We start from the raw sequence: 21,136 nt of genomic DNA, 5'->3' as shown, positions 1-21,136 counted from the left end.
TTCTCGAAATGATTGTCGTGAATGGTATGGCAAAAATTCCATGCCTGTTAATGGCTCTTTTTCAACACTGCTCGGCGGGTATCGTCTGATAGAGCGATAGGAAGCGAGAGACGGTCGAAAGATGATGCCGGGTATGCTAGCCGTCAGATTGCCAAACCACAAAAACGTTCAACTCGAGCGGGGTCTGACAAGAGAAATCTTTAGATGCAAACTACAAAGGTAAGTGCGTAATGCAGTATCGTCAAATTAGCACGCCTGACCAGCGGCGTCCAGCAGTGGCGAAAAAATTCACCACTGCGGAACAGAGCGCGTTGCGCTTACGCCAGATTGGCGTTCAGGAACTCTTTCAGCTGGCCTTTAGACAGCGCACCCACTTTAGTTGCCGCCACTTCGCCGTTTTTAAACAGCAGCAGGGTCGGAATACCACGGATGCCATATTTTGGCGCGGTACCTGGGTTCTCATCAATGTTCAGCTTGGCGATGGTAAGCTTACCGTCGTACTCTTCAGCAACTTCATCGAGGATCGGGGCGATCATTTTGCAAGGACCACACCATTCAGCCCAGAAGTCAACCAGGGTAACACCCTCGGCTTTCAGCACGTCAGTATCGAAACTGTCATCGGTGAGGTGAACGATTTTATCGCTGCTCATGTTTAACTCCAAAGATTATGCCTGGCGAATTGGCGTAAAATATACCAACGTTGGTTAACTTTATTTCATCGGATACGCTTTCGTAAAGCGATAGTAAGCTGATATTCTACCACACTATGAGCAAAACACACTTAACCGAACAGAAGTTTTCCGACTTCGCCCTGCACCCTCAGGTCGTGGAAGCCCTTGATAGCAAAGGCTTTCAGCACTGCACGCCTATCCAGGCGCTCGCACTGCCTTTTGCGCTTTCAGGGCGTGATGTTGCGGGTCAGGCGCAAACCGGTACCGGCAAAACGATGGCGTTTCTGACGTCAACGTTTCATTATCTTCTTTCTCACCCTGCTGCTGAAGGGCGCCAGGTTAATCAGCCACGTGCGCTGATCATGGCCCCTACGCGCGAGCTGGCCGTACAGATTCACGCCGATGCGGAGCCGCTGGCTAAAGCGACCGGCCTGAAAATGGGTCTGGCTTACGGCGGCGACGGCTATGACAAGCAGCTTAAAGTGCTCGCTGACGGTGTCGACATCCTAGTGGGCACTACCGGACGTCTGATTGATTACGCAAAACAGAACCATGTGAATCTGGGCGCTATTCAGGTTGTGGTGCTGGACGAAGCCGATCGCATGTTCGATCTCGGCTTTATTAAAGATATTCGCTGGCTATTCCGCCGCATGCCGCCTGCCACGCAGCGTCTGAGCATGCTGTTTTCCGCAACGCTCTCTTACCGCGTCCGGGAACTGGCGTTTGAGCATATGAACAACGCGGAATATGTCGAAGTGGAACCGGAACAGAAAACTGGCCACCGCATCAAAGAAGAGCTCTTCTATCCATCCAATGAAGAGAAGATGCGTCTGCTGCAGACGCTGATCGAAGAAGAGTGGCCCGATCGCGCCATCATCTTTGCTAACACCAAGTATCGCTGTGAAGATATCTGGGGCCATCTGGCCGCCGACGGTCATCGCGTCGGTCTGCTGACCGGTGATGTCCCGCAGAAAAAGCGCCTGCGCATTCTCGATGATTTCACCAAAGGCGACGTGGATATTCTGGTAGCAACGGATGTTGCGGCGCGCGGTCTGCATATTCCGGCCGTAACGCACGTCTTTAACTACGATCTGCCGGACGATCGCGAAGATTACGTTCACCGTATTGGTCGTACCGGCCGTGCCGGCGCCAGCGGACACTCTATCAGCCTCGCGTGTGAAGAGTATGCGCTGAATCTGCCCGCGATTGAGGAGTATATCGGTCACGGCATTCCGGTCAGCAAATACAACAGCGATGCGCTGCTCAGCGATCTGCCACCGGCAAAACGTCTGCAGCGCAACCGCACCGGCAACGGTCAGCGTCGCGGCGGCAATAACAGTAATCGCCGGAGCAGTGCGCCCCGTAACCATAACCGTAAACGCCCAGGTTAATCCCACATGCTAAGCGCATCATCACTCTATGCAGCGATCGACCTCGGGTCTAACAGCTTTCATATGCTGGTGGTGCGTGAAGTTTCCGGCACTATTCAGACCGTGGCGCGCATCAAGCGCAAAGTCCGGCTGGCAGCAGGACTTAATGCTGACAGCGAACTCTCTGCTGAGGCGATGCAGCGCGGCTGGCAGTGCCTGAAGCTGTTTTCGGAACAGCTGCAGGATATCCCGCCAGAGCAGATCCGCGTGGTGGCGACCGCCACGCTGCGCATCGCACGCAACGCGCCAGACTTTCTGACCACCGCTGAAGCGATCCTGGGCTGTCCGGTCAATGTTATCAGCGGTGAGGAAGAAGCGCGCCTGATCTATCAGGGCGTGGCCCATACGACCGGCGGCTCCGACCAGCGTCTGGTAGTCGATATTGGCGGCGGCAGCACCGAACTGGTTACCGGTGAAGGTTCGCACGCAACCACGCTGTTCAGCCTTTCAATGGGCTGCGTCACCTGGCTGGAGCGTTTTTTCAGCAATCGCCATCTGACGCAGGACAATTTTGACCGGGCAGAACAGGCGGCGCGCGACATGCTGCAACCCGTGGTAGCGGCGCTGCGTGAGAAAGGATGGCAGGTCTGCGTCGGTGCATCCGGTACGGTTCAGGCTCTGCAGGAGATCATGGTGGCGCAGGGGATGGATGAGCGTATCACCCTGAGTAAACTGCAGCAGCTGAAGCAGCGCGCTATTCAGTGCGGCAAGCTGGAAGAGCTGGAAATTGAAGGGCTGACGCTGGAGCGTGCGCTGGTCTTTCCCAGCGGTTTGTCGATTCTCATCGCCATTTTCAACGAACTGAATATTGATAGCATGACGCTGGCAGGCGGCGCGCTGCGCGAAGGTCTGGTGTATGGCATGCTCCATCTGCCGGTCAATCGCGATATCCGCAGCCGTACGCTGCATAATGTGCAGCGCCGTTTTTCTATCGATGTGGAACAGGCTGACCGGGTGCAGCAGCTGGCTGAACGTTTTTTTCGTCAGGTCAGCCAGAGCTGGAAGCTTGACCAGCGCTGTTGCGATCTGCTGTTAAGCGCCTGTGCCGTACACGAAATTGGCCTGAGCGTCGATTTTCGTCAGGCTCCCCGGCACGCCGCCTATCTGATTCGCCATCTCGATCTGCCTGGCTTTACGCCCGCGCAGAAAAAAGTGCTCGCCTGTTTGCTGCAGAACCAGAGCGGCAGTATCGATCTGGCTCTGCTGGCCCAGCAAAATGCCGTGCCGCCGCGTACGGCAGAACGTCTGAGCCGCCTGCTGCGCCTGGCGATTATCTTCTCCACGCGTCGCCGTGACGATACGCTTCCGGCGGTACGCTTACTGGCAGAAGAGGATACGCTGCACCTTACGCTGCCGGCGGGCTGGCTGGAGGCGCATCCGCTGCGCGCCGAGCTGCTGGAGCAGGAGAGCCACTTTCAGTCCTACGTTCACTGGCTCCTGACCTTCTCCTGATGACGTGACGGCTGCCACTACTTTTTTGCATTCGCCAGCATTGCCCGCAACCCGGCCACCCGGGTTTGCCCGGTTTTAACGCGCTCTTCTGCGCTTACCACTTTTTTCTCACGCTCCCACTCGACGTCATCCTGCGGCAGCTCCAGCAAAAAACGGCTGGGTTCAGGACGAATCAGCTCACCATACTGGCGACGCTCCCGGCAGAGCGTAAATGTCAGCTCTTTCTGTGCGCGCGTAATGCCCACATAGGCGAGACGCCGCTCCTCTTCGATGTTGTTCTCATCAATGCTGCTCTGATGCGGCAACAGACCCTCTTCCATGCCGACCAGGTAGACATAGGGAAATTCCAGCCCTTTTGATGCGTGCAGCGTCATCAGCTGAACCTGGTCGAGATCTTCATCACTCTCTCCCCGCTCCATCATATCGCGCAGGGTAAAGCGCGTGACAACCTGTGCCAGCGTCATGGGCTCATTCAGCTCATCACCTTCAAGCATTTCCGTCATCCACTGGAACAGCGTATTGACGTTTTTCATCCGCATCTCTGCGGCTTTCGGACTGCCGGAGGTCTCAAACAGCCAGCTCTGATAGTCGATACCGCGGATCAGATCGCGCACCGCGCTAATCGGCTCCCGTTCAGTCAGCTGCACAATCTCATTCAGCCAGTGGGTAAAACGCTGCAGATGCTCCAGACCGCGCCCGCTTAGCGTCTGAGCCAGCCCCATGTCAAAACTGGCATTAAACAGGCTCTTATTACGCAGCGTGGCCCACTCACCCAGCTTCTGCAGCGTGGCCGGGCCGATTTCGCGACGCGGCGTATTTACGATGCGCAGAAACGCGCTGTCGTCATCCTGATTAGTCAGCACGCGCAGATAGGCCAGCAGATCCTTGATCTCCGGGCGTGAAAAGAACGAAGTGCCGCCGGAAATACGGTAGGGAATGCGGTTCTGCATCAGCAGCTTTTCAAACACGCGCGACTGATGATTGCCGCGATAGAGAATGGCGTAATCTTTATACTGGGTGCGGTTGATAAAGTGATGTGCGATCAGCTCGCCGGTTACGCGCTCCGCTTCGTGGTCTTCATTATTCGCGCTCAGCACCTTCAGCGATTCGCCTGACCCCAGTTCAGAAAAGAGACGCTTTTCAAACACGTGCGGGTTATTGGCGATCAATATATTAGCCGCTTTGAGAATACGCTGCGTGGAGCGATAGTTCTGCTCCAGCTTCACGACCTCCAGCGCCGGAAAGTCCTCTTTCAGCAGCACCAGGTTTTGCGGACGCGCCCCGCGCCAGGAGTAGATAGACTGGTCGTCATCGCCCACCACGGTAAATCGCGCGCGCGCGCCGACCAGCAGTTTTACCAGCTCATACTGGCTGGTGTTGGTATCCTGATACTCATCCACCAGCAGATAGCGAATACGCTGCTGCCAGCGTTCGCGTACCGCCTCATTACGCTGCAGCAGCAGCGTGGGCAGCAGGATGAGATCGTCAAAATCGAGCACGTTGCACGATTTGAGATGCCGATCATAGAGCTGATAGCAGTGCGCAAATATCTGGTCACGCTGGGATTTTGCTATTGCTGCCGCACCCTGCGGATCGATCAGATCGTTTTTCCAGTTAGAGATCGTGGCAATCAGCTGCTGCAGCTGTGTTTTATCCTCTTCCAGCCACTGGCTGGTCAGCTCTTTCAGCAGCGCCAGCTGATCCTGGTCGTCAAACAGCGAAAAGCTCGATTTCATCCCCAGCGCGGCATATTCACGCTTGATAATCTCCAGCCCCAGCGTATGAAAGGTTGAAATCATCAGGCCGCGCGCCTCTTTGCGTCCCAGCGTTTGCGCCACGCGCTCTTTCATTTCGCGCGACGCCTTATTGGTAAACGTCACCGCAGCAATGTGGCGCGCCTGATAGCCGCATTCGCGGATCAGGTGAGCGATTTTATTGGTAATGACGCGGGTTTTACCGGACCCCGCCCCCGCCAGCACCAGGCAGGGGCCGGTGACAAATTCGACAGCACGTTGTTGGCCGGGGTTTAAACGCATAAAAAACATCACTCGATTGAATCAGACAGGAAGAATTACATCGCGTCGCAGGGTGCGTACCTGAACGCAAAGGTCGCCATCAATGGCGCCCCTGCAACTGACGCGCACTACGCTATAATGCGCCGCACATTATACATAACAGGAGAGCACCATGGCGAAAACCGCAGCAGCTTTACATATCCTTGTGAAAGAGGAAGTACAGGCGAAAGCCCTGCTGGCGCAGCTAGAGAAAGGAGGCAACTTTCAGCAGCTGGCAAAAAAACATTCAACCTGCCCGTCCGGACGCAACGGCGGTGATTTGGGCGAGTTTCGTCAGGGACAGATGGTGCCGGCTTTTGATAAAGCGGTTTTTACCTGCCCGCTGCTGAAGCCTTACGGACCGGTAAAAACCGCGTTTGGTTACCACATCATTAAGGTGCTATGGCGCAGTTAATCACTTCTGGCTCTTCATCTGCTGCAGCACATTGCTGCACTGATTAGCGTCGGTGTCGCTGGGTGAAATCAGCGCCAGCAGCGCGGCAGCCGGTGCCACAACCGCCCCCAGCGCTACGGCCGCCGCACCGCGTGCAATAAGCGGCCCGGTTTTAACCCCGGCATCCGGATTTTTAAAGGTTCCGCGCACGTAGAGCGGAGAACGCAGCGTAATAATGCGAATGCCTTTGCTCTCAGGATTTACCGACAGATCGAGTCGCTCGCTGGCAAAGTTAACGTTGCCGGTGACGTTGATTACCGCATTTTCGGTATCAAACACGAACAGGCGCGGCGTTGCGACGCCCTGGCGCAGCGTAAGATCGGTGGCGGCACAGTTGATGCGCACTTCATCATCACCAAACAGTTTACCCACCACGTAGTTTCCGACGTTAAGCCCGGCAATTTCCATCAGGCTGCGGCTGATAAGGCCATTGTTCATCAGCAGGCGCAGCTGACCGTTGCTGCTGCCCAGCAGTGCGGCAACCGAATTGCCGGTACCGCTTAGCGTTGCGTCTCCGTTGAGCTGGCCCAGGCTGCGCTGCATGGCGGTTACATCAGGGAACAGCTGGCGCAGCTGCAGTTTGCGCGCGTGCAGATCGGCGCGGCCGCGCATCGGTGAACGGCTGCCCTCAAGCCGGATAGTGGTATTGATATTGCCGCCGGCCATGCCGAAGCGCAGCGGATCAAGCAGCAGATCGCCTTTTTCCAGCGTCAGATGCGTATAGAGGTCGCTGAGCGGCAGCTTGCTGCTGTGCTCAATGCGCTTGCCGCTAAACTTCACGTCGGCATCCATCGCATCCCAGCTTTTGGTTTCAAACTTATCGTAAGGCAGCACGCGATCGGCAGGCTGCGTGGCGGCTTCACCACGCTGCGCCTTCGCCCGCGCCGTTTTCTCACTCCCTTTACCGGAATCAACGCCAATCAGCGGGCCGAGATCGGCCATGCGCAGCTGACGGGAAGTGAGTTCGCCGCTCAGCTTCGGCCGGGGTTTGCCCTGACGATAGGTGAGCGATCCATGGATATCACTGTCACCGATATGGCCATTAAACTTTTCATAGCGGAACAGCGCGCCTTTGGCGTCATTAAAGCGGGCAGTCAGATGACCGTCAGTTTCATAAGGGGGGGTATCAGGCAGCAACACGCCGGTTAAGCCATAGAGATTGGCCAGCGTATCGCCGGAAAATCGCAGGCGCACATCCAGCCCGCCCAGGTTCAGCGGATCCTGCAGCGTGCCTTCCAGCCTTACCCGCGTGGTGCCGTTACGCAGATCGGCCTGCAGCGGAAATGGCGTGGTTTTGCTGCGCAGTGAAAGCATGCCGCCAATTCTGCCGTCGCCGGAAAGCGGCTGCTGGTTATAGGTGCCTTTCGCCTGCCAGCCAAAAACAAAATCGCCAGCGCCTTTCTGCTTATCATCGCCGCCGGTAACCTGAGCATAAGGCACGGGTTTACCGAGTGAGTTAATATTCACCGTTACATCCGCTTTGTTGATCGCATCGCGGTAGCGCAGCTGCCCCTGATCAAACAGAATATTATCCATGCGGAATGACCAGGCTGAGGGAGCCGCGTCAGCCTCGCTGTTTTCGCTACTGGCGAGCGTAAATGTCCAGTTATTCTTCTTGCTGGCGAGCTGTATCAGACGCGCGTCGGGCTGCTGCAGCTTGATCCAGGGCAGGTAGATCTCTTTGTGCAGCAGCGCCAGGGGGGCCAGCGTCGCATCAACGCGCTGCAGGTGTACCATCGTCACGTCAGGAATGTCGGGCGGATTGCCCAGCATGATATCTTCAGCGTGTACCTGCGGCCAGGGGATCCAGCTGCGCCAGCCCGGCTCAGCGCGGTTACGCGCCCAGTGTACGCCAAGGTCGCCGCGTATCGCGAAAGGACGGTTCAGCTCTGCTGACACTTTCTGATTAATGGTTGGTTTCAGGCGGTTCCAGTCAAAGGTGGCAATCACCACAACCAGTACCACGATCAGTAACAGCAGAATGCCCGCCACCCAGCTGGCAGCTTTTCCCGTGCGAGTCATGCTTTTTCCTCCTTGTTCTCACGTCTCATTAAAGATAGTCGAGACGCGGCGCAACAACATCAGAGAAGCATCAACGGCAGCGATCCCAGCTCACTAAAAGGAAGCGGACGGGAAAAAAAGTATCCCTGAGCTGCAATAGCGGGTGAGGATTGTACCTGGCGCCACTCCTCTTCGGTTTCCACGCCCTCAACTATTACGCCATTGCAGTAGCGATTAATAAGCGTCAGCAGCGTTGAGAAAAGGACTCGCCCCTCTTCTGACGCGCGCAGCAGCATAAAGAGTTCACGCGATAATTTGATGTAGTCATAGCGCAGTTCGGTCAGCGCGGAAAAATTTGCCATGCCGGAGCCAAAATCATCCAGCCATAGCGGCCCCAGCTCCGGCATCTGCGCCACCATCTCCTCCTGCGGCAGCGCATGATGCTCAGTGAGTTCAAAGCGCACCCACGGCAGCTGGCCAATCAGCCGTCGCAGGGCCGAATGCTGCTGTATCGCCAGCAGCGTCGGCCCGTCAATATTGACCGATGCCACCAGCTGATGGCGGATAAAAAAGCGGGACCACGTCAACAGCAGAGTAAGTTGTTCATGCACCACATCCAGCCGCTGCTCTGTCGATAGCGCAGCAAAGTAGCTTTCCGGTGAAAGACGCTTTTCCGGCATAGCCGCGTGCGTAACGGCGGTCAGCAGCTCAATCGCCAGCAGGCGGCCAGATATCTGATAAATAGGCTGAAAAGTATAAGTACGCTGGCACTGCTGCCGGAAATATGCGATATCCGGTTGCGCATGTTTGAGAGAAACAGGCAGCCGGTGTCCGGAATTCTTCATCACCATGGTTTTTTCCTGGTCGGTGGTGAGTGCCTGCAGAAAGCAACCCGGCGGCAAGTATCGGCTGGTCCCTGGATAACTTTATCGCTTTGTGCAGCCATATAGGGCGTCGAGTCTAACAGCGCGCCTTTGCCTTAATCGCAGAAACAGAGGATGCTTTGTCTGCTAAATCGTCGCCGGAGGGCGATTTAAAGACTTAAGGCAAACTGACGCGCCAGAAAACCGGCCGCCGGAAGGGTTCGGAAAAAGGCGCAGCCGGAGGGATTTCTCCGCTGAAATTTCCCGTGACTGGTTTGACTTACTACTCTGTTTTATCCTGTTCATTGCGCTTAGTACGCCTCTTCCATCTTTCGCACTTTATCTGAAGTGTGCACTTATTATCTTCGCTAAACATAACTGTTTAAATTCAGTCTCTTGAAAGAGAATTCCCGCCTGCCAGGTATAGTCTGATTCTCGCTGGTTATCGTTTTTTCGGCTGGACGACAACGCAAAAGAAGACCATCTTTTAATCAATAACAGCAGGACGCTGTTCCTTCGGCCGCAGAAAAACAACGACTATACGCCCTGCTCAGGACAGATTTATGCACACAGAAATTATCAATATCTGGCCATCCGGTGATGCGCCAGGCGCCAGTGACTCCCGCGCTCAGCCGCAGATTGTTGACCTGGCTAAAGAGTATGAGCCTTACGATCGCGCAGCCACCGGCGTGCGCTGCCCGGAAATGGCTATCTGGTATCCGGAAATCTCCAACGGGATCACCCTGCTGGTGGCACCGGGCGGCGGTTATCAGCGGGTGCTAATCGATCGTGAAGGCAGCGCGCTGGCCACGTTTTTTACCTCGATGGGCTATACGCTGGCCGTAATGACATATCGCCTGCCCTATGACGGGCATCATGAAGGCGCGGATGCACCGCTGGCCGATGCCCAGCGGGCGGTCCGCGTGCTGCGCGAACGGGCGCAGCAGGGCAAAAACGGTAAGTACATTGTGATGATGGGCTTTTCCGCAGGCGGCCACGTTGCGGCCTCGCTGGGAACGCGGTTTAACGAGAAGCTCTATCCGGTCCAGGATCGTATCGATGCGCTCTCACCGCGCCCCGACGCTATGGTGCTGATCTACCCGATTATCAGTATGCGTGACGGCCTGGCACACGAAAGTTCACGCACGCGCCTGCTGGGCGCCTGGCCGGATCAGAAAAGTATCGATGCCTATTCGCTGGAGACGCGCGTGCACGCGCAAACACCGCCAGCCCTGCTGATCCATGCGGCTGACGATGAAGCGGTTTCCGTTAACCACAGCATGCTGTTCTTCAGCGCGCTGCGTGAACATAAAATTCCGGCCGAGATCCATTTTTATCAGAAAGGCGGGCACGGTTTCGGTATCCGCGGCGTAGCCGATCTGCCACTGGCAAGCTGGCCGATGCTGGTCACCGAATGGCTGCGGGCGAAAACCTGACGTTGTTACGCCCTGCGCGGAATTCATCACAGGGGGCGCATTTATGCGCCCCGATCGGTGCTGTTTTCTGCTTTACTGCTTTCGTCCGGGGCCGGTGCGGCGGGCGCATCAGGCACTGCCATCACCTTGTTCCAGCTCTCCTGCAACATCTTCACATTGGTCTCTGCTTCGCCCTGTGGCTGGATCAGTACCATAGTCAGCTCCTGCGTCAGCTGCTGACGCAGTTCCTGGTTGAGCTGCTCACGCGTTAACTCACTCAGGAAAGACTGGCGCAGTTTCTGATATTGCTCGGGAGCAATATCCACTACCGCATTCTGCTGCGAGCGCAGGCGCTGCCCCATCAGAATGTCAGTATCCGTACGGGCGTAGGTGGTAAACAGCTTATTCAGCTCCAGCAGCTTCTGCGCCATAAGCGCATCAAATTCATCCTGCGGCAGCCCTTTATCGCGAACCACGGCCAGCGCTTTAGCGATCTGATTCATGTTTTGCGGCAGTGACGCGTTGGGACTCTCCATATTGATGGAGCACTGCGCGCGCTGATAAAGCACGCGGCAGTCAAAGCCGACCTGCACATTTTGCGCTTTATTATCTGCCAGCGCGCGCTGCACGTGCCAGAACAGCGCTTCCCGCGCCAGATCGCTCTGCCAGTAACGTTGCAGATACTGCGATTCGCGAATCGGTTGCCACGACGTATCCCATACCAGCGACAGCCTGTCCTGCGCCAGAGAGCCATCAACCAGATTGACCGGCTGATGCGGCAGCGGCGACAGCGTGGGCAGTGGTGCCGGCGTATCGCGTTTTCCTTTCAGCGTTGCGAAAGTCTTGCCAATCTGCTCCATGATAGTGCGGCTGTCGACATTACCAACCACATAGAGCGTCATATTATCTGGCGTATACCACTGCTGATAAAAACTGTTCAGCTGCGCGGGATCGACCGGCGCGCGCGGTGGCTCACCGGGGTCGTGCGCCAGCATGGTTGAGCCTTTCAGGCGGTAGCGCCACCAGACATCCTGCGTGTCAGATGGCCAGGTGGCGATGGGATCGGTCGCGCTTAATGCCGTCGCGACCACCTGCTCATTAATGCTCATCTTACCCGCGGTCGCCGCCAGCCAGTTTAACGCTTCTTTAAGCAGTTCTGGCCGGTTGTTGGGCAGACTGAGGTTGTACTGAGTGTAGTCGTATGACGAGATCGCTGGCGGCAGCGGACGCTGCGGATCCATCGCCTGCTGCCACAGTGCACGCTGCTGATTGGTATCCAGCGCGGTGTTATGCACCATCGCCAGGCGCGGTAACAGATGACTGAAGCCGGTCTGCTGAGCGCTCTCCGCCAGCGAGCCGGTATTAACCACCAGGCGAAGCTCAATGCGATCGCTGGGACGTTGTGGTGTGGTCAGCAGCTGCCAACTGAACCCGTTGTCCAGTTTGCCCTCCTGCCAGGCGGGATCGGGCTGAAGTGTTTCGGCGTGCGCGCCGAAACCGGTTGCTGCAAGCAGCAAGCCGCCAACCAAAAGCCGAATTCTGGTGCCCTGCATGTGAACCCCTAATCAAACAGATAAACGCTTGTTAGCACGGACTGACTGGCCACCGGGAAAGCGGCCCGCGCGGCGTATTGCCGCCGCGTTTATTTAATGACAGTTCCTTTGACCACAGGATGGCCAGGAAGTCGCGCAACAAGGAAAAAAATCGGGAAAAAAATCAACGGGGTTTATTATGCAAATGCCCGCTGTCAGGGCAAGTGACAGCGGGCATTTAATTGGAAATTAACGCAAATTGCGGATTATGCGCCGGTATGAGAGACGTGATTGACTTTTTTCGCTGAAGAAAGCGTCTCTTTCATCTGGTTTTCATCCAGCTGACCCACCCACTTAGCCACCACCACCGTGGCTACGCCGTTACCGACCAGATTAGTCAGCGCACGCGCTTCGGACATAAAGCGGTCGATGCCCAGAATCAATGCCAGGCCCGCGACCGGCAGATGCCCTACCGCAGAGAGCGTCGCGGCGAGAACAATAAAGCCGCTTCCGGTAACGCCCGCCGCGCCTTTCGAGGAGAGCAGCAGAACCACCAGCAGGGTGATCTGATGGAAGATATCCATATGAGCGTTGGTCGCCTGCGCAATAAACACGGCGGCCATGGTCAGATAGATTGAGGTGCCATCCAGATTAAACGAGTAGCCCGTTGGAATAACCAGCCCCACCACCGATTTTTTGCAGCCGAGGCGCTCCATCTTATCCAGCATGCGCGGCAGCGCTGATTCAGACGATGACGTACCCAGCACAATCAGCAGCTCTTCTTTTATATAACCGATAAATTTGAAGATGTTAAAGCCAGCCCAGCGCGCAATTGCGCCCAGCACGATCACGACAAACAGGATACAGGTAATATAGAAACAGATGATCAGCTGGCCAAGCTGCACCAGCGAGCCGACACCATACTTACCGATGGTGAAGGCCATGGCACCAAACGCCCCGATAGGTGCCAGGCGCATAATCATGTTGATCACGCCAAAGATCACTTTTGAGAAGCTTTCGATAACGTTGAACATCACGGTACCGGCGCTGCCGAGGCGATGCAGTGCGAAACCAAACAGAATAGCGAACAGCAGCACCTGCAGAATGTTGCCGCTGGCAAAGGCACCAATGACGCTGCCCGGGATGATATCAAGCAGGAACGCGATCACACCCTGCTGCTCTGCCTGCTGTGCATAAACGGCTACCGCTTTCGCATCCAGGGTGGCGGGATCCACGTTCATTCCTGCGCCAGGCTGAACCACGTTCACTACCACCAGTCCGATGATCAGCGCGATAGTACTGACGATTTCAAAATAGAGCAGCGCTACGGCGCCAGTGCGTCCGACGGCTTTCATGCTCTCCATGCCGGCGATACCGGTCACCACCGTACAGAAGATTACGGGGGCGATGATCATCTTGATCAGCTTTACAAAACCATCACCAAGCGGCTTCATCTGCGCGCCTAATTCGGGATAGTAATGGCCTAACAGAACGCCGATGCCGATGGCAACCAGCACCTGAAAGTAGAGGCTTTTAAACAGTTTCATAACAGGTGTCCAGGTAGAGACGGCATTCACCGCCTGTGTCAGGGAGAAACGCATGCGGCAAGCCGCCTGAGAGCGTAAAACCTTACCGATAAACTGAAAATAACACCCTGTTAACAGGATGAGTATCCCCTGACATTCCTTACAAAAGTTACAAAACTCTAACTATGAACTGAAACGCTTCAGCTGGCGCTGTGGCGCGGTTTCTGCAGAACAATCAATTGATAAGGTCACTATCACGTGCGTGAACAGCGCTGCAGCCAGCCCTGTTCAAAGGTGGTAAGCGGCAGGGCTTCGGCATACAGATAGCCCTGACCAATAGTAATGCCACGCGCCAGCAGCCAGTCGCGCTGCTCCGCCGTTTCCACCCCTTCAGCCACAACGTCAGCATCCACAATCTTTGCCACGGCGGCCACAATGCGCACCATAGTGTCATCGTCCGGCAGCGCGGCGACAAAGCTGCGGTCCATCTTCAGCTTATTAACCGGTAACGCTTTAAACTGATGCAGATAATTGAGATTGCAGTAGCCCATACCAAAATCGTCCAGCGCAACGGCAACTCCGGTCTGCTGCAGCGCGAGCAGCAGCGCCATCGCCTGTTCGGCATCACCTATTCCGGCGGTTTCGGTGACTTCCAGCACTAAAGAACCCGGCCGGATGCGATGCCGTTCCAGCAGGCTCTGCAGATGCGTCACCATGCCGCTGTCGCGCAGCTGGACGGCCGAAATATTTACGCTCAGCGGCAGCGTAATCCCCCGTCGCTGCCAGCCGGCCAGAATGCGGCACGCCTCTTCAAATACCCAGCGACCGATGGCGGAAATCACGCCGATCTCTTCCGCGCTGGCGATGAACTCTTCCGGCAGCCCGAAGCTGCCATCCGCCATCCGCATACGCAGCAGCGCTTCAGCCCCCGTCAGCTCACCGGTTGCCATGTTAAGCTGGGGCTGCAGATAAAGCGCAAACTCACCCTCCTGCAGCCCCTGCAGAATGTCATGCTCCTGCGTCAGCCGCTTCTGCGCCCGTTCGGTCAGGACCGGATCAAAAAACAGGATCTGATTTTTCCCCTGATGCCGCGCTGACATCATGGCTGACGTCGCCCGATCCAGCTGCTCGCGGGCAGAGCAGAGGCTCTCGTCAGAGAGCGACAGCCCGATACTGGCATTGGGTCGCAGCTGCAGCTGATACAGATTGACCGGCTGATTGATACGCAGCATCAGGTTGCGCGCCAGACGCATCGCGCGGAAGGGGTTGTGCGCCCGCTTCAGCAGCAGCGCAAAATCGCTGGGCCCCGTCTGCGCCAGCAGCGTGTGGTCATCAATCGTACTGCGGATTTTCTCTACCAGCGTCAGCATCAGCGCATCACGCTGCTCATCGCTCAGCACGCCGTTGGCTTCCTGCAGCGTTTCGATACGGATAACCATGACGCTCCAGGGCTGCTGCCGGTGACGCTGCTGCAGATGCTGGTCGAGCAGTGCCAGGAACAGCGTGCGGTTAGGCAGATCCGTCACGGCAAAATGGGTGGTCAGCCGGCTCATCTCATCGTGAACGGACTCCAGCACCTGCTGATTGCGGTTATAGCTGCGGATCAGCATGCCTATCTCATCATCGCGGTGATTGCCGGGCAGCGTAAGCTTATGTGTCAGGATGGCTTGCGGCGGCAGCTCCTGCAGCTCGCGTGAAATATCGCGCAGCGGGTGCACAACCAGACGGTTAATACACCAGCTAATAGCGACTGAGAGGATCAGCGCCATCAGCAGCCAGGTGGTGATCATGGTTGAGAGCGTACTGAGCAGAAACTGGTAAACGCGCGAGGAGTCCGCCTGAAGCACCAGATAGGCGATGGGCTTTGGCATGCCGCCCCGCTCTATCGCATACAGCGGCAGCGTGATCTGCACCGGCAGTTCAAACAGCCGGGCGACCAGACGCGGAACCGGCTTTTCCGGTGCAAAATCGGCGTGCAGCGCCTGAAACGCATTGGGCAGCACCACATCGGCCCGCGACAGGATACCGGCGGGTTTCAGTGTATTAAGAATATGCTCCGCCTGAGGGATGTCCGCTTTCAGCACCGCCTCTGAGAGCGGCTGGCGTACCGTGTGCGCCACATTCTCCATCTGCTGGGCGTAATCAACCCTGCGCTGCTGCACAAAATGAAAAAGCTGGATAACGATAAAAATCGTGATCGTCACCAGCACAACCGCAGACACGGCTGCCATTTGCTTGATGGTTAACGAGCGACTGACGCGCAACAAAATTTCTCCCGGCCGCAATGCCGCCATAATTCGCAGTGATAGTAGCCTGAATGCGCAGCAAGTATATCCCAGGTCTCAGACGTTGTACGCCGCGATAAGGGTGAAAATCATCGGTCGGAAGGAAGAGAGGCGCGTTTTCAGCGTTTTACCCGTTGCCGGGAGCGTAGAAAGCGAGCGCGCACCGCGCGCTCGCAGGAGAGCATTAACCTTTTTCCTGCCAGGCAAGCCACACTAATAGCTGCAGGCTGGCAGAGAAGTAATTCTGTTCCGGCTGAATGCGGTCGCTGAGATGACCGGTCTGGTTCAGCGTCAAATCGCGTACCGCTGTCAGGCCGCCTTCCATATTATAAGGCGCCGGGCTGTTAGCCAGTACGTCGAACCAGGCCGGCGTAGTCTGACGCGGATAGCCCTGCCAGACGTGCTGAAAAGGCACCAGCCGCAGGCTCTGCGGATCGTACCACCAGATATTCAGCGGCACGCGAATCGCATCATAACTGAACCGATTAGAGTACCCCACCGCCGGTGCGACAGAGCCATCCGCGTTCAGCGCGACCCAGTCCAGTGGCAGCGCGGTTTTACCAAACTGCATCTCACCCAGCAGCGTCATGCCATCGTCAATGAGCGTATTCCAGACGCGCAGATGGCTCTGCTGAGCAAACGCCTGCCAGGCAGCAAACAGAAAATAGGAGGGGTTCAGCACGACGTAGCTCGACTTATTAAAGCCGTTTGCGCCAGGCAGCATAACTTTGTGTCCGGCGTAATCGATCACGTTCAGCTTAATAATTGCCCGCTGAATGCGATCGGAATCCTGCTGATAATCTCCTCCCCACTTTTGGGCCGCGCGCTGCAGCGCCCAGGCAATGAGCACATTACCGTCGCTGGCGTCGTTTTTGTCTGCCACCGGATCGGCCGCATCAGGCACATAGCGCCAGTAGAACAGGTCATTTTGCGGATTATGCAGATGCGCACGCGTCCACTGCCACAGCAGATCAAAGGTAGCGCGATCGTTATTCGCTACCGCCAGCAGCATGCCATAGCCCTGACCCTCTGTATGGCTGACGCCTTTGTTGCCGGTATCGATAATCCGGCCGTCGCTGTTCAGAAAGCGGCTTTTATAACTGCTCCAGCCGTCTGCCATCGCCTGCGCGCTAAAAAATATCATCATTAAACAGAGCATCCACCGACGCCCGTGCCGCATTACATTCATTACCGCTTCCTATTGATATCGATACAGCAGCGTTGAGCCATTGTCGTTTTCCAGCGTCAGCGGTACTGCGGCGCTGCCGCCCTGACCGCGCAGCCACTGCGCATACAGCCCGCCCAGCACGGCCCCCATTGCCAGCCGCCAGCGTTCAGCCGGCAGCGTGTCGTGACCGGCCGGCAGCGCATGATGCTCAATCTGAATCGCATTTTCTGCCGGATGAATCTGCACAAAGCCCCAGTTGAAGCGGGCCAGCTGCAGATTCATCTCCCGTTCCAGATCCTGCACGGTACGTGAAGCCGGCAGCGGATAGCGCATCGCCAGCGTCTCCCCGGTGCTGGCCAGAAAAGCCGTGGCTTCATCACCGCCGTTCTCCAGCACGCTCTCTGTCATCACGTAGACCAGGTCAAACCAGCCAGGCTGATGCGACCAGGTCACGCGTGCGGTGGGTTGCTCGCTCATCAGTTATCTCCAAACATATAGCGGAAGTAGAGGTTGGCAGTGCTTTCGTTGTAGTCGCCAAAGGTGTCATACCCCAGCTGCCCGCCAATCGTGACATCTTTATTAATTTTATAATCCGCACCGGCGTGCAGGTTGTAACCTATGCCGTTTTTACTTTCACCGCTGTAGTAAGCACTTCTGACAAAGCCGCGATCGGCCAGACTCTGCAGCTGCGACTGCAGCGCAGCATCGTCCGGGAAGTAGGCGCTCTTATCCTGGCTGTAAGACTGATACCCTACCGATCCCCCGACGTTGACTTTCAGATCGTCAAACTGACGGCTGAAATCCACCGGGAATGAAACGGATGCATAGTTCTGCGGGCTGAAATAGCCGCCCTGGCCATAACTGAAATAGCTGAGGTTTTTGGAGAAATCCATCCAGGAGAGGTTCATTCCCACCTTCAGCTCGCGATCGTCGTAGTGGAAAGGCCGTACATAAACGCCAGCGGTTGCCTGAACGCTCTGGTTACTCGCCACATTTTCGCCAATGTAGCTATAAGCGCCGCCGCCGGCATAAAGTCCGGCATCGCCGTTGTCATAGCTCAGCAGGGCATTCGCGCCATTTTTCGTTACGCGTCCCCAGCGTTTGCCGCTGGTTTTATCTTCTGCTCCCACATACGAAAGCAGGCTGTCGGTCATGGCACGGCGTTCACCGGTCAGGATCAGCGTCAGGAAATCAGTCAGCTTCGGTGACCACTGGATCCCGCCCACCAGCGTGCTGAGATCCTGGCCCAGCGGCGTGCTGCCGAGATCGATTTTATAGCTGTCGCCCTTCAGCGCCATGTTCAGCTCAACGCCGGAAGCGGACTGCGAATCGGTGGCTGAAGCGGGAACGTCCGTGATTTTCGCATCCCCGGCTGCCACGACATTGCTCTGCACCAGCGCATTGCTGCCAAAGCGGCGCCATGCATCTCCGCCAGCGCTGCCCGCGGTCAGTGAAACCGGCGTAACGGTAAAATCAAACCGCGACTCGCCAAACGGCACCGTGGAAAAGGTCAGCGGCGCTTTCGCTTCGGTCAGCTTACTCAAGCCTGACTCGCCATCGCGTCCGCGCACCTGCATCTGTCCCTGTACCCAGGTCCCGGTTTTCTCCTGCAGCGCGTCCATCATCGTGTCAATCTGATGCAGCGTCTGGTTCTGCTGCAGCACAGGCGTATTGGCTGCCAGCGCAGTGTCTGCTGTGCGGCTTACTGTTGGTGCGTTCTGCCACGGCATGACCGCGCCATAGCTGGAAGAGGAACGGCCAACCGGCGAGGTGCTGCGGTTAATAAAGGGATTGTCTGCCAGCGCCAGTCCGCCAACCACAGGTACGCTGCCGCTTTGCGCGCCCTGCAGACCAATCATTTTACCGCGTGCGGTACGCAGATAACGCATCGCTTCGCCGTGCTCGCCGTTGGCTTCCGCTACGCGCGCCAGCAGCAGCAGCCGCTCCGGCGTCTCTTCATTGCGCAGTCCGCGCGTCAGCGTATTCGCCCTGCTGATATCATTCTCTGCCAGCGCCACGTTAATGGCCCCGGTGCGCGCATCCTGTTGCGGCGTATCCTGCGTGATCAGATAGTCATAGACCACGCCCGCCTCTTTGTTCATTTTGCCGGACTGATAGAGACGCGCCATGGCAAACATCAGATCGCGGTTTTGCGGATCCTGCTGCAGCGCACCCACCAGTTTGTCATAGGCCGCCGCATACTGTTTCTGCTCACGCAGGCGATCTACTTCATTGATCAGATAGCCGTTGCGCACATCAGCCAGCTGCGCTGGCGTACTGCGCGCCTGCAGTTCAGGCGAGCTGAGAAAACGCTGCGCTTCACCGCTCAACCCGGCCTGGTTGAGCACCGTGACCTGCGTGGCATAGTCCCCGGCGTTACCCTGCACGCCGCGCTGCATGTTGCTGCGTACCACCGCCACGGCGCTGGTGAGATCGCCCGCTTTCGCCAGTTTCTCCGCCAGATTGCCGGCGTCAACCGGATTAGCCGGCGGGGCAGCAGCCAGCGCGCGCAGCGTATTCGCCGCCGCCGCATCCGAGCCCTGTGCCAGATACTGATCGGCCGTTGCCATTTGCAGATTAAAGTTAACGCGCTGCGCCAGTTCACGCATTGCGCCGGTTTTACTGCGATCGGGAATACGTGCCAGCAGCTGGCTCGCCTGCTGCCACGCGCCGCTTTCGCTGGCGTTGAGCGCACCGGCATAGAGTTCGCTGCTGGTCGCGCCATTGCGCATCACCGGCTGCATCACATTGGCTGCCATCAGCGTATTGCCCTGCGCGCGGTAGAGCCGCGCCAGATCCAGACGCAGCCAGCCATCGGTGGGATAGCGCTGTACGCCGCTGGTCAGCGTGGCGATCGCGGCGGCGCTGTTGCCTGCGGCCTGCTCGCGTTTCGCCTGTGCCCGGATGGGATCGCTGTTATTACCGCGTGGCGCCACGCTCTGCCGCACGCTGTCGGGCAGTGAGGCGAGCAGGCTGTTAGCTTCAGCGCTGCGGTTCTGCTGGCGCAGCACATAGAACAGTCCCTCTTTGGCGCTGCGGTTATCCGCATCGCTTTGCAGGATCGCACGGTAGGTCTGCTCCGCCTGCTGCAACTGATTGGTGCGGCGCTGCACATCGGCACGGAACAGTTTTGCCGCCACGCCTTTTTCGCCTTCAGCCTGGGTCAGCGGCTCGCTCAGCGCCAGCGCCTGCGCACTGTCGCCGCTTTTCAGCGCCTGCTGAGCGGCGGCAAGCTGCGCGTAAAAGCGGGCATCCGCCGCCTGCTTCTGCCGCGCATCGCTCTGATCGCCACCCAGCTGTGCCGCCCGGTTCAGGTAGTCTGCGGCTTCAGCGTAGCGCCCGGCGCGCTGCGCAACATAGCCCATGCCCGCCAGCGCATCCGCATCCTGCGGGTTCGCCTGCAGCACTTTTTCAAAGCTGGACTGCGCACCGCTGACATCGCCGCTGTTCAGGGCCGTAAAGCCGGCGCCCTTTTCCGCGCCGCCCACGTTTTTACGGTAGTAATCCACTACCGCGTTATCCTGAGGATGACGCTGCTGCCAGGTCTGATAGAGCGCAGCGTCCTGAGCCTGCGGTGCCAGCCAGAGCAGCGCCTGACGCAGCGAGCGGTCAGCCTCTTTATTGCCGTCAGCCATACCGGCCAGCAGCTCAATCCCCTGGCGACGGGTCGGCTCCTGATAGGTCATCGCCTTGCCCAGCGCCAGCTGCGCACCGGTATCCTGCGGATGATCGGCGGCAAACTGCCGCAGCGCTTCAACCGCCTGCGGCAGCAGCGTGCGATCGCCGGCCATGGTCAGATAATATTCAGCGGCGACGCTCGGCGGTGGCTCGTTACCGCTGAAGGTGTTGCGCCACGTCTGCAGCGCTGCGGCGATGTTGCCGCTGCGTGCCTGCTGACGCGCCAGCGATAGCTGCGCCTGCGGAATACTCTGCAGCTGACGGGCGTTATCCAGTTCGGCCAGATGCGCATCGTTGGGCGAAACGGCACTCAGCCGCGCACGCCACTGCGCTGCCTCGGCGGTACTTCCGGTCTGCTGGGAGTAGAGCGCCAGCAGATAGAGCGCCTGGGTATTATTCGGCTCCGCCTGCAGGATTTTCTGCAGCGACGCCTTTGCCAGATCGTCATGCGCTTTCTGATGCCAGTAGGCAGCCTGGTCAAACAGCGCCTGCAGCGCAGGATTGTTGCTCTCTGCCGCCAGCAGCGGCTGAGAGAGCGTCAGCGCCCCGCCCAGCAGCAGGGCGTGGCGGATGCCGGCACTCAGTATATTTTTATGCATTCTTTTTA

General features: G+C 57.4%; 14 protein-coding genes. 4 read left to right on the top strand and 10 right to left on the bottom strand.

The features are described 5' to 3' along the window. Positions 1-317: 317 nt before the first annotated feature. On the bottom strand, positions 318-650 hold the full coding sequence (trxA, locus tag B4M48_RS14385; protein ID WP_039381699.1) for a thioredoxin TrxA: 333 nt from the start codon (positions 648-650) through the stop codon (positions 318-320). Positions 651-766: 116 nt separating this feature from the next. Between trxA and rhlB the strand changes: the two genes are divergently transcribed. Then, entirely contained in the window at positions 767-2,062 is a 1,296-nt protein-coding gene (gene rhlB / locus B4M48_RS14380) for an ATP-dependent RNA helicase RhlB (RefSeq protein WP_039381696.1), read from the top strand. A 6-nt stretch (positions 2,063-2,068) separates the two neighbouring features. Then, the gene (gene ppx, locus B4M48_RS14375) at positions 2,069-3,553 is read left to right on the top strand and encodes an exopolyphosphatase (RefSeq protein WP_288657060.1); all 1,485 of its coding nucleotides are present in this window, start codon (positions 2,069-2,071) and stop codon (positions 3,551-3,553) included. A gap of 17 nt (positions 3,554-3,570) precedes the next feature. On the opposite strand, the gene rep is transcribed toward ppx, so the two are convergent. Beyond that, positions 3,571-5,589: a DNA helicase Rep gene (rep, locus tag B4M48_RS14370; protein ID WP_039385675.1), complete on the bottom strand. Its 2,019-nt coding sequence runs from the start codon at positions 5,587-5,589 to the stop codon at positions 3,571-3,573. Positions 5,590-5,740: 151 nt separating this feature from the next. On the opposite strand from rep, the gene ppiC reads away from it, so the two are divergent. Continuing rightward, on the top strand, positions 5,741-6,022 hold the full coding sequence (gene ppiC / locus B4M48_RS14365; RefSeq protein ID WP_288657057.1) for a peptidylprolyl isomerase PpiC: 282 nt from the start codon (positions 5,741-5,743) through the stop codon (positions 6,020-6,022). On the opposite strand, the gene B4M48_RS14360 is transcribed toward ppiC, so the two are convergent. Continuing rightward, complete coding sequence (locus B4M48_RS14360) at positions 6,023-8,083, bottom strand: AsmA family protein (protein ID WP_108570100.1); 2,061 nt, start codon at positions 8,081-8,083, stop codon at positions 6,023-6,025. Positions 8,084-8,142: 59 nt separating this feature from the next. Next, positions 8,143-8,913, bottom strand: a complete 771-nt coding sequence (pdeH, locus tag B4M48_RS14355) for a cyclic-guanylate-specific phosphodiesterase (RefSeq protein ID WP_250341290.1) — start codon at positions 8,911-8,913, stop codon at positions 8,143-8,145. Between the two features lie 575 nt (positions 8,914-9,488). Between pdeH and B4M48_RS14350 the strand changes: the two genes are divergently transcribed. After that, positions 9,489-10,361, top strand: coding sequence for an alpha/beta hydrolase (locus B4M48_RS14350; RefSeq protein ID WP_283341336.1), 873 nt, complete (start codon positions 9,489-9,491; stop codon positions 10,359-10,361). Positions 10,362-10,402: 41 nt separating this feature from the next. Here B4M48_RS14350 and B4M48_RS14345 read toward each other — a convergent pair whose 3' ends face one another. From B4M48_RS14345 to B4M48_RS14320, 6 genes are all read right to left on the bottom strand, one after another. Further along, positions 10,403-11,893, bottom strand: coding sequence for a M16 family metallopeptidase (locus B4M48_RS14345; RefSeq protein ID WP_094111169.1), 1,491 nt, complete (start codon positions 11,891-11,893; stop codon positions 10,403-10,405). A gap of 245 nt (positions 11,894-12,138) precedes the next feature. Next, positions 12,139-13,419, bottom strand: coding sequence for a dicarboxylate/amino acid:cation symporter (locus B4M48_RS14340; protein WP_039385674.1), 1,281 nt, complete (start codon positions 13,417-13,419; stop codon positions 12,139-12,141). A 233-nt stretch (positions 13,420-13,652) separates the two neighbouring features. After that, positions 13,653-15,662 (bottom strand): biofilm formation regulator HmsP, encoded by a 2,010-nt coding sequence (gene hmsP / locus B4M48_RS14335; RefSeq protein WP_175540445.1) that lies wholly within the window; start codon positions 15,660-15,662, stop codon positions 13,653-13,655. Positions 15,663-15,867: 205 nt separating this feature from the next. Then, on the bottom strand, positions 15,868-16,872 hold the full coding sequence (locus B4M48_RS14330) for a glycosyl hydrolase family 8 (RefSeq protein WP_039381672.1): 1,005 nt from the start codon (positions 16,870-16,872) through the stop codon (positions 15,868-15,870). A gap of 9 nt (positions 16,873-16,881) precedes the next feature. After that, entirely contained in the window at positions 16,882-17,328 is a 447-nt protein-coding gene (bcsD, locus tag B4M48_RS14325; RefSeq protein ID WP_288657052.1) for a cellulose biosynthesis protein BcsD, read from the bottom strand. Continuing rightward, entirely contained in the window at positions 17,328-21,128 is a 3,801-nt protein-coding gene (locus B4M48_RS14320) for a cellulose biosynthesis protein BcsC (protein WP_288657050.1), read from the bottom strand. Before B4M48_RS14320 ends, bcsD begins: the two co-directional genes overlap by 1 nt. Between the last annotated feature and the right edge of the window lie 8 nt (positions 21,129-21,136).

Source organism: Pantoea sp. UBA6567 (assembly GCF_002434165.1).
GTDB classification, from domain to species: Bacteria; Pseudomonadota; Gammaproteobacteria; order Enterobacterales; family Enterobacteriaceae; genus Pantoea; species Pantoea eucrina.
Note: the sequence above shows the minus strand (reverse complement) of the source record. Positions and strands in the feature narration are given on the sequence as shown.

Coding starts and splice junctions, on each gene's coding strand:
- trxA (WP_039381699.1), bottom strand. CDS start 650: ATGAGCAGCGATAAAATCGTTCACCTCACCGATGACAGTTTCGATACT.
- rhlB (WP_039381696.1), top strand. CDS start 767: ATGAGCAAAACACACTTAACCGAACAGAAGTTTTCCGACTTCGCCCTG.
- ppx (WP_288657060.1), top strand. CDS start 2,069: ATGCTAAGCGCATCATCACTCTATGCAGCGATCGACCTCGGGTCTAAC.
- rep (WP_039385675.1), bottom strand. CDS start 5,589: ATGCGTTTAAACCCCGGCCAACAACGTGCTGTCGAATTTGTCACCGGC.
- ppiC (WP_288657057.1), top strand. CDS start 5,741: ATGGCGAAAACCGCAGCAGCTTTACATATCCTTGTGAAAGAGGAAGTA.
- B4M48_RS14360 (WP_108570100.1), bottom strand. CDS start 8,083: ATGACTCGCACGGGAAAAGCTGCCAGCTGGGTGGCGGGCATTCTGCTG.
- pdeH (WP_250341290.1), bottom strand. CDS start 8,913: ATGGTGATGAAGAATTCCGGACACCGGCTGCCTGTTTCTCTCAAACAT.
- B4M48_RS14350 (WP_283341336.1), top strand. CDS start 9,489: ATGCACACAGAAATTATCAATATCTGGCCATCCGGTGATGCGCCAGGC.
- B4M48_RS14345 (WP_094111169.1), bottom strand. CDS start 11,893: ATGCAGGGCACCAGAATTCGGCTTTTGGTTGGCGGCTTGCTGCTTGCA.
- B4M48_RS14340 (WP_039385674.1), bottom strand. CDS start 13,419: ATGAAACTGTTTAAAAGCCTCTACTTTCAGGTGCTGGTTGCCATCGGC.
- B4M48_RS14330 (WP_039381672.1), bottom strand. CDS start 16,872: ATGAATGTAATGCGGCACGGGCGTCGGTGGATGCTCTGTTTAATGATG.
- bcsD (WP_288657052.1), bottom strand. CDS start 17,328: ATGAGCGAGCAACCCACCGCACGCGTGACCTGGTCGCATCAGCCTGGC.
- B4M48_RS14320 (WP_288657050.1), bottom strand. CDS start 21,128: ATGCATAAAAATATACTGAGTGCCGGCATCCGCCACGCCCTGCTGCTG.